Origin of the sequence: Streptococcus mitis (assembly GCF_000722695.1) — a bacterium.
Lineage (GTDB): Bacteria > Bacillota > Bacilli > Lactobacillales > Streptococcaceae > Streptococcus > Streptococcus mitis_O.
On sequence record NZ_JPFU01000002.1, the window covers coordinates 31,102 to 45,304 of the forward strand.

Annotated in this window: 15 protein-coding genes; all 15 read left to right on the forward strand. The window is 40.1% G+C overall.

The genetic code is table 11. The features are described from left to right. Nucleotides 1–137: 137 nt before the first annotated feature. The 15 genes from SK629_RS12390 to SK629_RS00355 all read left to right on the forward strand — a co-directional run bounded on the left by SK629_RS12390 (nucleotide 138) and on the right by SK629_RS00355 (nucleotide 14,116). Nucleotides 138–299, forward strand: coding sequence for a ComC/BlpC family leader-containing pheromone/bacteriocin (locus SK629_RS12390; RefSeq protein ID WP_125421253.1), 162 nt, complete (start codon nucleotides 138–140; stop codon nucleotides 297–299). A 520-nt stretch (nucleotides 300–819) separates the two neighbouring features. After that, entirely contained in the window at nucleotides 820–1,635 is an 816-nt protein-coding gene (locus tag SK629_RS12395; protein ID WP_042900188.1) for a GHKL domain-containing protein, read from the forward strand. Further along, nucleotides 1,632–2,363, forward strand: coding sequence for a response regulator transcription factor (locus tag SK629_RS00300; RefSeq protein ID WP_042900079.1), 732 nt, complete (start codon nucleotides 1,632–1,634; stop codon nucleotides 2,361–2,363). The genes SK629_RS12395 and SK629_RS00300 overlap by 4 nt, the downstream gene beginning before the upstream one ends. Before the next feature lie 853 nt (nucleotides 2,364–3,216). Continuing rightward, the gene (locus SK629_RS00305; protein ID WP_042900080.1) at nucleotides 3,217–3,405 is read left to right on the forward strand and encodes a class IIb bacteriocin, lactobin A/cerein 7B family; all 189 of its coding nucleotides are present in this window, start codon (nucleotides 3,217–3,219) and stop codon (nucleotides 3,403–3,405) included. Between the two features lie 208 nt (nucleotides 3,406–3,613). Continuing rightward, complete coding sequence (locus SK629_RS00315) at nucleotides 3,614–3,793, forward strand: Blp family class II bacteriocin (RefSeq protein WP_001024119.1); 180 nt, start codon at nucleotides 3,614–3,616, stop codon at nucleotides 3,791–3,793. A gap of 294 nt (nucleotides 3,794–4,087) precedes the next feature. After that, nucleotides 4,088–4,288 carry a hypothetical protein gene (locus tag SK629_RS00320; protein WP_042900081.1) on the forward strand — a complete coding sequence of 67 codons (201 nt, stop codon included), beginning with the start codon at nucleotides 4,088–4,090 and terminating at the stop codon, nucleotides 4,286–4,288. Nucleotides 4,289–4,296: 8 nt separating this feature from the next. Further along, on the forward strand, nucleotides 4,297–4,464 hold the full coding sequence (locus SK629_RS00325) for a class IIb bacteriocin, lactobin A/cerein 7B family (RefSeq protein ID WP_080710149.1): 168 nt from the start codon (nucleotides 4,297–4,299) through the stop codon (nucleotides 4,462–4,464). 3 nt (nucleotides 4,465–4,467) lie between these two features. Continuing rightward, nucleotides 4,468–4,683, forward strand: coding sequence for a bacteriocin immunity protein (locus tag SK629_RS12530; protein WP_080710141.1), 216 nt, complete (start codon nucleotides 4,468–4,470; stop codon nucleotides 4,681–4,683). 80 nt (nucleotides 4,684–4,763) lie between these two features. Further along, nucleotides 4,764–4,943 carry a hypothetical protein gene (locus SK629_RS12535; protein WP_042900083.1) on the forward strand — a complete coding sequence of 60 codons (180 nt, stop codon included), beginning with the start codon at nucleotides 4,764–4,766 and terminating at the stop codon, nucleotides 4,941–4,943. 78 nt (nucleotides 4,944–5,021) lie between these two features. Continuing rightward, on the forward strand, nucleotides 5,022–5,228 hold the full coding sequence (locus SK629_RS00335) for a hypothetical protein (protein WP_042900084.1): 207 nt from the start codon (nucleotides 5,022–5,024) through the stop codon (nucleotides 5,226–5,228). Between the two features lie 416 nt (nucleotides 5,229–5,644). Further along, nucleotides 5,645–7,798: a peptide cleavage/export ABC transporter ComA gene (gene comA, locus SK629_RS00340; RefSeq protein ID WP_042900085.1), complete on the forward strand. Its 2,154-nt coding sequence runs from the start codon at nucleotides 5,645–5,647 to the stop codon at nucleotides 7,796–7,798. A gap of 12 nt (nucleotides 7,799–7,810) precedes the next feature. Continuing rightward, on the forward strand, nucleotides 7,811–9,160 hold the full coding sequence (gene comB, locus SK629_RS00345) for a competence pheromone export protein ComB (RefSeq protein ID WP_042900086.1): 1,350 nt from the start codon (nucleotides 7,811–7,813) through the stop codon (nucleotides 9,158–9,160). Nucleotides 9,161–9,481: 321 nt separating this feature from the next. After that, nucleotides 9,482–10,189, forward strand: coding sequence for a phosphoribosylaminoimidazolesuccinocarboxamide synthase (purC, locus tag SK629_RS00350; RefSeq protein WP_042900087.1), 708 nt, complete (start codon nucleotides 9,482–9,484; stop codon nucleotides 10,187–10,189). 1 nt (nucleotide 10,190) lies between these two features. After that, nucleotides 10,191–10,334: a phosphoribosylaminoimidazolesuccinocarboxamide synthase gene (locus SK629_RS12915; protein ID WP_080710150.1), complete on the forward strand. Its 144-nt coding sequence runs from the start codon at nucleotides 10,191–10,193 to the stop codon at nucleotides 10,332–10,334. A 56-nt stretch (nucleotides 10,335–10,390) separates the two neighbouring features. After that, a complete protein-coding gene (locus SK629_RS00355; protein WP_042900089.1) occupies nucleotides 10,391–14,116 on the forward strand; it encodes a phosphoribosylformylglycinamidine synthase in 3,726 nt (1,241 codons plus the stop codon). Nucleotides 14,117–14,203 lie beyond the last annotated feature (87 nt).

Here is a 14,203-nt window from a genome sequence, read left to right on the forward strand (position 1 = left end):
AACTAATCGTTAACGCTCTAACCAATATACCATTTTAAGGAGGCTTTAGATTTCTTGTATTTTAAAAGGAAACTAAAGCCTTTTGTAGATGGGGTAGGGGATAGAGTTATCTATAAAATAATGAAAAGGAGTCTGTCATGGAAATGAAAAATACATTTGAAGAATTGAAACAATTTGAAGAATTAACTCCAGAGGTTTTGGAGGAAGTGAATGGTGGAGGGAATTTCTTTTGTTCTTTGTTTGGGCTTTGCCAACCTCGGTATTGTAGTCCAGCACCAACTAAAACTGTGATTGGATAGTATGGTTTTGACTTTTATTAAGGAGATTCTATTTGCTTTATTGCTGATGGTTTCCATTATAGTTCCTCCAATTTATCTAGGTTACCAAATTATACCGGAATTTCGTAAAAAGAGATACATAGTCTATTTATTAATGATGCAAGTAATAGCTGGTAAAACTTTTTTTGAAATTATGTATTTGGAAGTTTTAATCTTTTTTTACCTTATTTTCTATGTGAATAGGAAGAAAAAGGGGGAATCGTTATTTCTTTCATTCTATCTTTTTAGTTTTTATCAGAGTATTCGCTATTTATTGGTATTGTTCTATATTCGGATGTTAGATATAGATATGCTATCAGAAGTAGGAAATGGTATTGTTAATTCTACTTTTTCTCTACTAGCTCTTGTACTGACAGTAGTTATGATGAAGCGTTGTTCTTTGGATTTGGATTTATTCTTTTCAGATGCTTTCAAAACCCACTATTATAAGAGTTTTTTCATTATCCTACCTCTGACTGTGTTTAGGATATTCTCTTCGTTTATGACAAATATAAATTGTTCTTTCTATGCTCGTTTTGACACGACCATTTCTCTCTTGATTTTCATTCTCTTTTTCTCTTGGCTCTTTTACATCAAGCATTTGGAGCAGGTTTATCGTGATGAGCAGACCATTCAGAGACAGGAAGATGAAAATCGTTCCTTGCAAGGAATGGTGGATAAGTTGGGTCATCTCTATGATGAGGTTCGAGGTTTCCGTCATGATTTTGCAGGGATTGTCGCTAGTATGGAGCCTGCCATAGCTAATCAAGACATGACTGAAGTTTCTACCATTTATCAAGATGTCTTTCTAAAGACCAATGAAAAGCTGAGGAAGGCGGATTACACGGCCTTTAATCTTCATAATATCCATGATATAGCCATTCGTAATACCTTGGCAAAAGCCATGATTGTGGCAGATAAGCAGGGAATTCATTTTAGTTTGGAGACGGTGGGGGTCGTAGAAGAACTAGCATTGCCGATGTTGGAGGCTATCCGTATCCTCTCTATCCTCACGACAAATGCCTTAGAGGCAGCCAGTGAGGCGGAAAATCCGCAGATTCGGGTTGCTTTATTGGCAGGCGATAGGAGTGTCCGTTTTATCATTGAAAACACTCGTAAGAAAGAAGAGCTGAATCCCAGCATTCTCAGTCAAAAGGGTTATTCGACCAAGGGTAACCACAGTGGACTGGGCTTAGCAATCTTGGAGGATATGGTTTTTCATTATGATTTAAACTTAGATACCCAGCTAGGAGAGACGACCTTTAGACAAGATTTAGAATTGCCATTTAAGGATGAGAAACGAGGGGGAGAGGAATGAGAATTTTAGTTTTGGAAGACGATAAAGTCCAGCAAGGAAGGATAGAGCAGACTTTACTAGATATTGGTCGCTCTCGCAATTTAAGATTGGAAATTGATATTGCCAAAAACTATGGAGATGTTGAAAAGTATTCTCAGTATTTTGACCATTACCAGCTCTATTTATTGGATTTAGAGATTGATGGAGAGCGTGAACGGGGCTTTCAGGTTGCTCAACAGGTTCGGGAGCAGGATCCTTTTACAAGCATTGTCTTTGTGTCTACGCACTCGGAGGCCTTGCCTCTAGCTTTTCGCTACCACTTGTCTGCCTTGGATTTTATTTCCAAGGATCAGTCTGAGGAGGACTACCGTCATCAGCTGGAGCGCTGTTTGGACTATGTATTAGCAGTGGATAAGAGGGAAAATATGTGTCTCTTCACCTATAGTTTTGAGGGGAGACGGGGCTTTACTCTGCCCTACCATGAGATTTTAGCCTTTGAAACTTCAGTGGAATCTCATCGTATCAAGGTCTATTATGCCAATCATTCTATCAAGACCATTTATGGCAGTCTCAAGGATATTGCTGCCAAGGCTGAAAAAGATTACTTTGTCTATGCCAATCGCAATACGTTGGTCAGTTTACAGGCCATTGAAGAGATGACTGCGACAGAAGTGACCTTGTTAGAAGGCTTGCACTTCCCCGTATCACGGACAGCCAGAAGAACCCTAAAAAAACATCTCAATGTCTAATATCTGTTATACTTGGATGAGTTTATCAATAAGAATGTCGGAAAATTTTCTGATATTCTTATTTTTTTGACTTCTTTTTCGAATAGATAGGTAAGAGGAAAAGGAAAGGAGCCTAGTTCATGTTTATATCAATGTTCTACCCATGGTTCACTGAGTTATTTTTTAAATAAATTTAATTTAGTTGTTCATTTTCGAATTCTTTTTCGAATAGATAGGTAAGAGGAAAAAAGAAAGGAGCCTGGTTTATGTATCTACCAATTTTCTATCCGTGGTTTATTAAATTGTTTTTTAAATAAAATTTAATTTAGTTGTTTATTTTCGAATTCTTTTTCGAATAGATAAGTAAGAGGAAACAGAAAGGAGCCTAATTCATGTATCTACCAATTTTCTATCCGTGGTTTACTAAATTATTTTTCAAATAAATTTAATTTAATTTAGTTGTACATTTTCGAAATTTTTTTCGAATAGATAAGTAAGAGGAAACAGAAAGGAGCCTAATTCATGTATCTACCAATTTTCTATCCGTGGTTTACTAAATTATTTTTCAAATAAATTTAATTTAATTTAGTTGTACATTTTCGAAATTTTTTTCGAATAGATAAGTAAGAGGAAACAGAAAGGAGTTTGCTTCATGTATCTACCAATTTTCTATCCATGGTTTACTAAATTATTTTTCAAATAAAATTTAATTTAGTTGTACATTTTCGAATTCTTTTTCGAATAAATAAGTAAGAAAGAAAAGGAAGGAGATTAGAAATGATTATTTCAGTTATTTATCCAACTTGGCTATTTAAGTGGCTTAGAGGATAAACATTAAACATATAAAAATATATATAAATTGAGGAGAAAAAAGATGACAAATTTTGACAAAATGGAACAGAACTTTGTAGCTCTTACAGAAGAAGAGTTGGTGAATGTAGATGGGGGGATTGCACCACTAGTAGTTGCGTTTGGAGTAGCTGCGTTTAAAGGTTTTTCTGTAACAGGAGGGGCTATTATACTAGGAGCAGGTCTTTATCAAGTTGGAAAAAATCTAAAATAAAACTTTGGGTAAGTTTTATGAATAGAATGTTAAAAAAAATATATGTAGGATTTGCTTTAACAGCTTACAGCATATTATTAATTTATTCTCTACTTAATTTAGAAAAGGTATCGTTGGAGAGCTGTATTTTGTTAGTAGCATTGACATACTATATTAATAAAAAAGAAATATTTAAATTAAAAGTAAATAAGAACAAGGAGAACTTAAAATGAATATTTTAGTAAATGATCATCAGTTTACAGCAATGACAGAAAAAGAACTAGCAACAGTTGATGGAGGAGTACTTCCTGCAGCGGTAGTAGCAGTTCCAGTAGGAATCAAGGTTGCAGGGTATGTTGTCGGTGGTTTATCCGCTGTAGGGCTAGCTGCATGGGGTTACTTCAGATAAGATAAAACACTGTGGAGAAATCAATGAATTTTTCAAACGAATTTGCGGCTATTATTATATCAGCTTCAGGGATGGTAGGTTTATTAGTGGGACTCACTATTGGCTTAGCTAGTATTATTTAAAGAGGGGTATAACATGCAAAATTTGAATCAATTTGAAATCGTAGAGCAAAGTGAATAAGTTGAAGTAGGTTTATTGATTGTTATCGAAGGATTATTACTTCCTGCTGGAGGAGCAGCTTTGGGGTATTATGCGAATAGACCATAATCTGATTGTAGTCAGAGAGGCATTTCTATGTTTTTAAAAAAAGAAGTGATATTATTAGGGGGATTGTTATCGCTACGTATTATTTTTACTATCGTTCAAATTTTAATTGATTATAAAATATTATCTGGACAGTATAGTGTAAATTTTATGGATATTTCAGAAGTATTTACTTATCCAATACTCATTTTAATCATTTACATAGCAATAAAATATAATACAAAGGAGTAATGACGAATATGAACTTAGAACAATTTTATCAATTATCTGACGATGAATTAGTGGGAACAAAAGGTGGTTTTGGTCTTGCGGAAGCAGTTGGGATTGCAGGAGTACTGAATGCTGCTGTACAAATTTTTAGTGCTGGTTACAAATTCGGTTCAGATTTGGCCCGTCGTGGGCGTTAGATAATGAACAACCGCAACTTTAATCTTAATACATTGTTACCTAAACTAGCCACTATATTTCCTTTATTGGGAATAACTCTTAATCTCGCGCTTCATGTGATTCGTACAGGTTCGTTAGTATCCTTTAATTGGCAATGGACTTTAGTTGGTTTGCTTTTCGCAGGATATTTTGGTATTTTTCGCAAAGATTTGTCAAAAAATAATCAAAACTATAAGTGAAGAACATGAATCAAAAGGATTTTGTGCATGTGAATGGTAGAGTTTTTCCGCCATTCTTGTCAGGTAATTAGGAGTTTCTTATGAAAACATTTTTATTAGGATTCGCTGAGGGATATTTTACCGTATCGCTCATAATCTACATCGCAACGTATTTGATGTTAAAAAATCCGATCAATACCTTATTTTATCCAGAAATTTACCCCGTTTTATTTGGGCTCTTTTATCTAGGGTATAAGGTCAATAAAAAGCAAGTAGAGTGAGCAGTTAAGAATGACTTGTTAGTCTTCGCTGAAAATGGTTAGGGTAGAATCTAAGAATGCATCACATTGGAGTTTAATATGAAATTCGTTAAATCAATATTGAAAGTTTGGCCTGAAATTATGGTATTACTTAGTTCAATGTCTTATATCATCATCAGATTAGTAGCTGATATGAATAAAGTATCTTTACCTACTTGGTTTGATAATTTTAATATACCCACGGTTGCATTATTTGTGATGATATTCATTCTTTTATATAGAAGTAAAGAAAAAAAGAATAGATAAATTTAAAGCAGTAGACGCTCTATAGGGAATAGGTGTCTTGTGTAACGAATCAAAAAAAAGGAGTGACTATGAATCGTAATTTAGAACGGTGTTATCTATTCTGACTAGGAATGGATCATACCAGAGGTGGCTTATAAATAACGGGGACATTGGAAATTGAAGTAACTTTAAATAGGATGTCGTAAATGTTACTATCAATGATTTATTTGTTCCAAGTTTGCCTAGGGTGACAGTAAAAAATCAATTTCCTTTCATACCATATTTTTAGTAGGCAGGACATTTGTTCTGCCTATTTTTTTATCCCAAAAGTGCATTTGGGAGGTAGATAGGCGCATTTGGGAAGGAAGTCCAGTTTTTGTTTAGGAATTGGGGTAAGATAGTTGTTATCAGATGAGTTTAGGAAAAAGGAGATGAATATGAAATTTGGGAAACGTCACTATCGTCCGCAGGTGGATCAGATGGACTGCGGTGTAGCTTCATTAGCCATGGTTTTTGGTTACTATGGTAGTTACTATTCTTTGGCTCACTTGCGAGAATTGGCCAAGACAACCATGGATGGGACAACGGCTTTGGGCTTGGTTAAGGTGGCAGAGGAAATTGGTTTTGAGACGCGAGCCATTAAGGCGGATATGACGCTCTTTGACTTGCCAGATTTGACCTTTCCTTTTGTTGCTCATGTTCTTAAGGAAGGGAAATTGCTCCACTACTATGTGGTGACTGGGCAGGACAAGGATAGCATTCATATTGCTGATCCAGATCCTGGGGTTAAATTGACCAAACTGCCACGTGAGCGCTTTGCGGAAGAATGGACAGGAGTGACTCTTTTTATGGCACCTAGTCCAGACTACAAGCCTCATAAGGATCAAAAGAATGGTCTGCTCTCTTTTATCCCTATATTAGTGAAGCAGCGTGGCTTGATTGCTAATATCGTTTTGGCAACGCTCTTGGTAACCTTGATTAACATTGTGGGTTCTTATTATTTGCAGTCTATCATTGATACCTATGTGCCAGATCAGATGCGTTCGACGTTGGGGATTATTTCTATTGGGTTGGTTATCGTTTATATTCTCCAGCAGATCTTGTCTTACGCTCAGGAGTATCTCTTACTTGTTTTGGGGCAACGCTTGTCGATTGATGTGATTTTGTCCTATATCAAGCATGTTTTTCACTTGCCCATGTCCTTCTTTGCGACACGCAGGACAGGGGAAATCGTGTCTCGTTTCACGGATGCTAACAGTATTATCGATGCGCTGGCTTCGACCATCCTTTCGATTTTCCTAGATGTGTCAACGGTTGTCATTATTTCCCTTGTTTTATTTTCACAAAATACCAATCTCTTTTTCATGACTTTATTGGCGCTTCCTATCTATACAGTGATTATCTTTGCCTTTATGAAGCCGTTTGAAAAGATGAATCGGGATACCATGGAAGCTAATGCGGTTCTGTCTTCCTCTATCATCGAGGATATCAACGGTATTGAGACTATTAAGTCCTTGACCAGTGAAAGTCAGCGTTACCAAAAGATTGACAAGGAATTTGTGGATTATCTGAAAAAATCCTTTACCTATAGTCGGGCAGAAAGTCAGCAAAAGGCTCTGAAAAAAGTTGCCCATCTCTTGCTCAATGTCGGCATTCTCTGGATGGGGGCTGTTCTGGTCATGGATGGCAAGATGAGTTTGGGGCAGTTGATTACCTATAATACCTTGCTTGTTTATTTTACCAATCCTTTGGAAAATATCATCAATCTGCAAACCAAGCTTCAGACAGCGCAGGTTGCCAATAACCGTCTAAATGAAGTGTATCTGGTAGCTTCTGAGTTTGAGGAGAAGAAAACAGTTGAGGATCTGAGCCTGATGAAGGGAGATATGACCCTCAAGCAGGTTTCCTACAAGTATGGCTATGGTCGAGATGTCTTGTCGGATATCAATTTGACTATTCCCCAAGGCTCTAAGGTGGCTTTTGTGGGAATTTCAGGGTCAGGTAAGACGACATTGGCCAAGATGATGGTTAATTTTTACGACCCAAGTCAAGGGGAGATTAGTCTGGGTGGTGTCAATCTCAATCAGATTGATAAAAAGGCCTTGCGCCAGTATATCAACTATCTGCCTCAACAGCCCTATGTCTTTAACGGAACGATTTTGGACAATCTTCTTTTGGGAGCCAAGGAGGGGACGACTCAGGAGGATATCTTACGGGCGGTCGAATTGGCAGAGATTCGGGAGGATATTGAGCGCATGCCACTGAATTACCAGACAGAATTGACTTCGGATGGGGCAGGAATTTCAGGTGGTCAACGGCAGAGAATCGCTCTGGCGCGTGCTCTCTTGACAGATGCGCCTGTTCTGATATTGGATGAGGCGACCAGCAGTTTGGATATTTTGACAGAGAAGCGAATTGTTGATAATCTGATGTCTTTGGACAAGACCTTGATTTTCATTGCTCACCGCTTGACCATTGCTGAGCGGACAGAGAAGGTTGTTGTCTTGGATCAGGGCAAGATTGTTGAAGAAGGAAAGCATGCTGATTTGCTTGCACAGGGTGGCTTTTATGCCCATTTGGTCAATAGCTAGAAAGAGGAGAGGATGAAACCAGAATTTTTAGAAAGTGCGGAGTTTTATAACCGTCGTTATCATAATTTTTCCAGTCGGGTGATTGTACCTATGTTCCTTCTGCTCGTGTTTTTGCTTGGCTTTGCAACTTTGGCAGAGAAGGAGATGAGTTTGTCAACTCGGGCTACTGTTGAGCCTAGTCGTATCCTTGCAAATATCCAGTCAACTAGCAACAATCGCATTCTTGTCAATCATTTGGAAGAAAATAAGCTGGTTAAGAAGGGGGAGCTTCTTGTTCAATACCAGGAAGGGGCAGAAGGTATCCAAGCAGAGGCTTATGGCAGTCAGTTGGACATGCTCAAGGATCAAAAAAAGCAATTGGAGTATTTGCAAAAAAGTCTGCAAGAAGGGACGGATTACTTTCCAGAGGAGGATAAATTTGGCTACCAAGCCACCTTTCGCGACTACATCAGTCAAGCAGGCAGTCTTAGGGCTAGTACATCGCAACAAAACAAAACCATCGCGTCTCAGAATGCAGCAGCTAGTCAAACCCAAGCCGAAATCGGCAATCTCATCAGCCAAACAGAGGCTAAAATTCGCGATTACCAGACAGCTAAGTCAGCTATTGAAACAGGTGCTTCCTTGGCCAGTCAGAATCTAGCCTACTCTCTCTACCAGTCCTACAAATCTCAGGGGGAGGAAAATCCGCAAGCTAAGGCTCAGGCTGTTGCGCAGGTTGAAGCGCAGCTTTCTCAGTTAGAATCCAGTCTTGCTACTTATCGTGTCCAGTATGCAGGTTCAGGTACCCAGCAAGCCTATGCGTCAGGCTTAAGCAGTCAATTGGAGTCTATCAAATCCCAACACTTGGCTAAGGTTGGTCAGGAATTGACCCTTCTAGAGCAGAAAATCTTGGAGGCAGAGTCAGGTAAGAAGGTACAGGGAAATCTTTTAGACAAGGGGAAAATTACGGCGAGTGAGGATGGGGTGCTTCATCTTAATACTGAGACCAGTGATTCTATCATGGTAGCAGAAGGTGCCCTACTAGCCCAACTCTATCCGTCTTTGGAAAAAGAAGGGAAAGCCAAACTCACAGCTTATCTAAGTTCAAAAGATGTAGCAAGAATCAAGGTCGGTGATTCTGTTCGCTATACTACGACTCATGATGCCAAGAATCAACTTTTCTTAGATTCTACTATTACAAGTATTGATGCGACAGCTACTAAGACTGAGAAAGGGAATTTCTTTAAAATCGAGGCGGAGACTAATCTAACTTCTGAGCAGGCTGAAAAACTTCGGTACGGGGTGGAGGGTCGTCTGCAGATGATTACAGGCAAGAAAAGTTATCTGCGCTATTATTTGGATCAATTTTTGAACAAAGAGTAATGTTCGTGTTTTTAGAGTTATACTCAATGAAAATCAAAGAGCAAACTAGAAAACTAGCCGCAGGTTGCTCAAAGCACGGCTTTGAGGTTGTAGATAGAACTGACGAAGTCAGTAACATCTACACGACAAGGCGACGTTGACGCGGTTTGAATTTGATTTTCGAAGAGTATTAAATGATTTTAAAACTGTGAGAAAGATACTTCTTGCAGTTTTTTCTTTATTATTTTTGAAGTAAATGTGTTATTTATTCGGTTAAATTCTTGTAATTTTAGGGTTTTTGTGGTAGAATGTGCTCAAGTAATACGAAAGGCGAACTTTAAAATGTCAAAACAATTAATCTATTCGGGAAAAGCTAAAGATATCTATACAACAGAGGATGAAAATCTTATTATTTCGACTTACAAGGACCAGGCGACTGCTTTTAACGGTGTCAAGAAGGAGCAGATTGCAGGTAAGGGAGTGTTGAATAATCAGATTTCATCTTTTATTTTTGAGAAATTAAATGCGGTTGGTGTAGCGACTCACTTTGTGGAGAAACTTTCGGACACGGAACAGCTCAATAAAAAGGTTAAGATTATTCCTCTAGAAGTTGTGCTTCGAAACTACACAGCTGGTTCCTTTTCAAAACGTTTTGGCGTAGATGAAGGTATCGCCTTTGAGACTCCGATTGTCGAATTTTACTATAAAAATGATGACTTGGATGATCCATTTATCAATGACGAGCATGTGAAATTCCTACAGATTGCGGATGAGCAGCAGATTGCCTACTTGAAGGAAGAAACCCGTCGTATCAATGAACTCTTGAAAGCTTGGTTTGCTGAGATTGGGCTTAAGTTGATTGACTTTAAGCTAGAGTTCGGTTTTGATAAGGATGGCAAGATTATCTTAGCAGACGAATTTTCACCAGATAACTGCCGCTTGTGGGATGCGGATGGCAACCACATGGATAAGGATGTTTTCCGTAGAGGATTGGGAGAACTAACCGACGTTTATGAGATTGTTTGGGAAAAGTTGCAGGGTTTGAAATAATCTGTTAGCAACGGAGAACCTTCGTCTCTCAACTAAAAGGACTCAGGCTGAAAAGGTCCCCCAGACCTTTTCACTCCGTAGGGGTCTAGGTGAACTAACAGACGTTTACGAGATTGTCTGGGAAAAGTTGCAGGAATTGAAATAACAACCTCAAGGCTGTTTGGGAACATTGCAAGAGCTGAAATAAAGGAATAAGAATTGATGGATAAACGTATTTTTGTTGAAAAAAAGGCTGATTTTCAGGTCAAGTCAGAGAGTTTGGTTAGAGAACTCCAGCATAACTTGGGATTGTCAACTTTGAAAAGTATTCGTATCGTGCAAGTTTATGATGTCTTTGATTTGGCAGAGGACTTGTTTGAACCTGCAGAGAAACACATCTTCTCTGAGCAGGTGACAGACCATGTCTTGGACGAAACTGCTGTGCAGGCGGATCTTGCCAACTATGCTTTCTTTGCCATTGAAAGCTTGCCTGGACAGTTTGACCAGCGCGCAGCTTCTTCACAGGAAGCCTTGCTTTTGCTGGGAAGTTCGAGTGATGTGACAGTCAATACAGCCCAACTTTACTTGGTGAATAAAGATATTGATGCGACTGAGTTAGAGTCGGTCAAGAACTACTTGCTCAATCCAGTTGATTCTCGTTTCAAGGATATCACGACAGGGATTGCCAAGCAGGAATTTTCAGAGTCAGACAAGACCATTCCGAAATTGACTTTCTTTGAAAGCTATACAGCAGAAGACTTTGCTCGCTACAAGGCCGAGCAAGGGATGGCAATGGAAGTGGATGATTTGCTCTTTATCCAAGACTACTTTAAGTCAATCGGGCGCGTGCCGACGGAAACAGAACTCAAGGTTTTGGACACTTACTGGTCTGATCACTGCCGTCACACGACTTTTGAGACAGAGTTGAAACACATTGATTTCTCAGCTTCTAAATTCCAAAAGCAATTGCAGTCAACCTATGAAAAATATATTGCCATGCGTGATGAGTTGGGGCGTTCTGAAAAGCCACAAACCTTGATGGATATGGCAACTATTTTCGGTCGTTATGAGCGTGCCAATGGACGTTTGGACGATATGGAAGTGTCAGATGAAATCAATGCTTGCTCAGTCGAAATTGAAGTGGACGTTGATGGTGTGAAAGAGCCATGGCTCCTCATGTTCAAGAACGAAACCCACAACCACCCAACAGAAATCGAACCATTTGGTGGTGCTGCTACTTGTATCGGTGGTGCCATTCGTGACCCATTGTCAGGTCGTTCTTACGTTTACCAAGCTATGCGTATCTCGGGTGCTGGTGATATTACAGCACCGATTTCGGAAACTCGCGCTGGGAAATTGCCACAACAGGTCATTTCTAAAACAGCGGCTCATGGTTATTCTTCGTATGGGAACCAGATTGGGCTTGCGACGACTTATGTTCGTGAGTACTTCCACCCAGGCTTTGTAGCTAAACGTATGGAGCTAGGTGCTGTTGTCGGAGCGGCTCCTAAGGGCAATGTCGTCCGAGAAAAACCAGAAGCGGGTGATGTGATTATTCTTCTTGGAGGTAAGACTGGACGTGATGGTGTCGGTGGTGCGACAGGCTCTTCTAAAGTTCAAACAGTTGAGTCTGTAGAGACTGCTGGTGCTGAGGTTCAAAAAGGGAATGCCATCGAAGAACGCAAGATTCAACGTCTGTTCCGTAATGGCGATGTCACTCGTCTTATCAAGAAGTCTAATGACTTTGGTGCAGGCGGTGTCTGTGTGGCTATCGGTGAATTGGCAGATGGTCTTGAAATCGACCTCAACAAGGTTCCTCTTAAATACCAAGGCTTGAATGGTACCGAAATTGCCATCTCTGAATCTCAAGAACGGATGGCAGTCGTGGTTCGTCCTGAAGATGTGGATGCCTTCGTTGCAGCATGTAACAAAGAAAATATTGATGCTGTTGTGGTTGCGACAGTGACTGAAAAACCAAATCTTGTCATGCACTGGAATGGTGAGACAATCGTGGACTTGGAGCGTCGTTTCCTTGATACCAATGGTGTGCGCGTGGTTGTCGATGCCAAGGTTGTGGACAAGGATGTCAAACTTCCAGAAGAACGCACAACAAACGTAGAAACACTGAAAGCTGATACACTTACAGTTCTGTCTGATCTCAACCATGCGAGTCAAAAAGGATTGCAAACCATCTTTGATTGCTCAGTCGGTCGTTCAACGGTCAATCATCCACTTGGCGGTCGCTATCAACTCACTCCAACTGAGGCATCTGTACAGAAATTGCCAGTTCAACACGGTGTGACTCATACTGCGTCAGTCATTGCTCAAGGTTTCAACCCATATGTAGCTGAATGGTCTCCATACCACGGTGCTGCTTATGCGGTTATCGAAGCAACTGCTCGTTTGGTTGCTGCTGGTGCAAACTGGTCTAAGGCTCGATTCTCTTACCAAGAGTACTTCGAGCGTATGGACAAGCAAGCTGAGCGTTTTGGTCAGCCAATAGCAGCTCTTCTAGGCTCTATCGAAGCACAAATCCAACTTGGTTTGCCATCTATCGGTGGGAAGGACTCTATGTCTGGTACCTTTGAAGAATTGACCGTACCACCAACCTTGGTTGCCTTTGGGGTGACGACAGCGGATAGCCGTAAGGTGCTTTCTCCCGAGTTCAAAGCTGCTGGTGAAAACATCTACTACATCCCAGGTCAGGCCCTCTCTGCAGAGATTGATTTTGACTTGATTAAGTCTCACTTTGCTCAGTTTGAAGCCATCCAAGCAACTTACAAAGTAACATCTGCATCAGCTGTTAAATATGGTGGTGTCGTTGAAAGTTTGGCTCTTGCTACCTTTGGGAACCATATCGGTGCAGAGGTAACCTTGCCTGAACTTGAAACAGCCTTGACAGCTCAATTGGGTGGATTTGTCTTCACATCGCCTGAAGAAATTGCTGGAGTAGAGAAGATTGGACAAACAAGTGCAGACTTTACACTCCTTGTCAACGGTGTGAAGCTAGATGGACAGAAACTTGACAGTGCCTTTCAAGGAAGAATGGAAGAAGTTTACCCAACAGAATTTGCTCAATCTAAAGAATTGGCTGAAGTACCAGCTGTGGTATCAGATGTTGTGGTTAAAGCAAAAGAAAAGGTTGAAAAACCTGTGGTTTATATCCCAGTCTTCCCAGGAACCAACTCAGAATATGACTCAGCCAAGGCATTTGAGAAAGAAGGTGCAGAGGTCAACTTGGTGCCATTTGTGACCTTGAATGAAGAGGCTATTGTCAAGTCGGTTGAAACTATGGTTGACAACATCGGCAAGGCTAACATTCTCTTCTTTGCAGGTGGCTTCTCAGCTGCGGACGAACCAGATGGTTCCGCTAAGTTTATTGTCAATATCCTGCTCAATGAAAAAGTGCGTGCAGCTATTGATAGCTTTATCGCCCGTGGTGGCTTGATTATCGGTATCTGTAATGGATTCCAGGCCCTCGTCAAATCAGGTCTTCTTCCGTACGGAAACTTCGAGGATGCTAGCAGTACGAGCCCAACCCTCTTCTACAATGATGCCAACCAACACGTGGCCAAGATGGTGGAAACTCGGATTGCCAATACCAACTCACCATGGTTGGCTGGGGTGCAAGTGGGCGATATCCACGCTATTCCTGTTTCGCATGGTGAAGGGAAATTTGTCGTGACGGCTGAGGAATTTGCGGAGCTCCGTGACAATGGACAAATTTTCAGCCAATATGTTGACTTTGACGGAAAACCAAGCATGGATTCTAAGTACAATCCAAATGGTTCTGTCCATGCAATCGAAGGAATTACCAGCAAGAATGGTCAAATCATTGGTAAGATGGGACATTCAGAACGTTATGAGGACGGTCTTTTCCAAAACATTCCAGGAAATAAAGACCAGCACCTGTTTGCATCGGCTGTTAAATACTTTACTGGAAAATAAGACTTGCAGATTTGCTAACAGATAGTATTAGTAATGTAAAAGTCATGTAGATTTAGCTCTTGGTGCTACACAAATAAAAATTAGGTA

Excerpts from the sequence above, each read along its gene's own strand:
- SK629_RS12390 (WP_125421253.1), top strand. The coding sequence starts at position 138 with ATGGAAATGAAAAATACATTTGAAGAATTGAAACAATTTGAAGAATTA.
- SK629_RS12395 (WP_042900188.1), top strand. The coding sequence starts at position 820 with ATGACAAATATAAATTGTTCTTTCTATGCTCGTTTTGACACGACCATT.
- SK629_RS00300 (WP_042900079.1), top strand. The coding sequence starts at position 1,632 with ATGAGAATTTTAGTTTTGGAAGACGATAAAGTCCAGCAAGGAAGGATA.
- SK629_RS00305 (WP_042900080.1), top strand. The coding sequence starts at position 3,217 with ATGACAAATTTTGACAAAATGGAACAGAACTTTGTAGCTCTTACAGAA.
- SK629_RS00315 (WP_001024119.1), top strand. The coding sequence starts at position 3,614 with ATGAATATTTTAGTAAATGATCATCAGTTTACAGCAATGACAGAAAAA.
- SK629_RS00320 (WP_042900081.1), top strand. The coding sequence starts at position 4,088 with ATGTTTTTAAAAAAAGAAGTGATATTATTAGGGGGATTGTTATCGCTA.
- SK629_RS00325 (WP_080710149.1), top strand. The coding sequence starts at position 4,297 with ATGAACTTAGAACAATTTTATCAATTATCTGACGATGAATTAGTGGGA.
- SK629_RS12530 (WP_080710141.1), top strand. The coding sequence starts at position 4,468 with ATGAACAACCGCAACTTTAATCTTAATACATTGTTACCTAAACTAGCC.
- SK629_RS12535 (WP_042900083.1), top strand. The coding sequence starts at position 4,764 with ATGAAAACATTTTTATTAGGATTCGCTGAGGGATATTTTACCGTATCG.
- SK629_RS00335 (WP_042900084.1), top strand. The coding sequence starts at position 5,022 with ATGAAATTCGTTAAATCAATATTGAAAGTTTGGCCTGAAATTATGGTA.
- comA (WP_042900085.1), top strand. The coding sequence starts at position 5,645 with ATGAAATTTGGGAAACGTCACTATCGTCCGCAGGTGGATCAGATGGAC.
- comB (WP_042900086.1), top strand. The coding sequence starts at position 7,811 with ATGAAACCAGAATTTTTAGAAAGTGCGGAGTTTTATAACCGTCGTTAT.
- purC (WP_042900087.1), top strand. The coding sequence starts at position 9,482 with ATGTCAAAACAATTAATCTATTCGGGAAAAGCTAAAGATATCTATACA.
- SK629_RS00355 (WP_042900089.1), top strand. The coding sequence starts at position 10,391 with ATGGATAAACGTATTTTTGTTGAAAAAAAGGCTGATTTTCAGGTCAAG.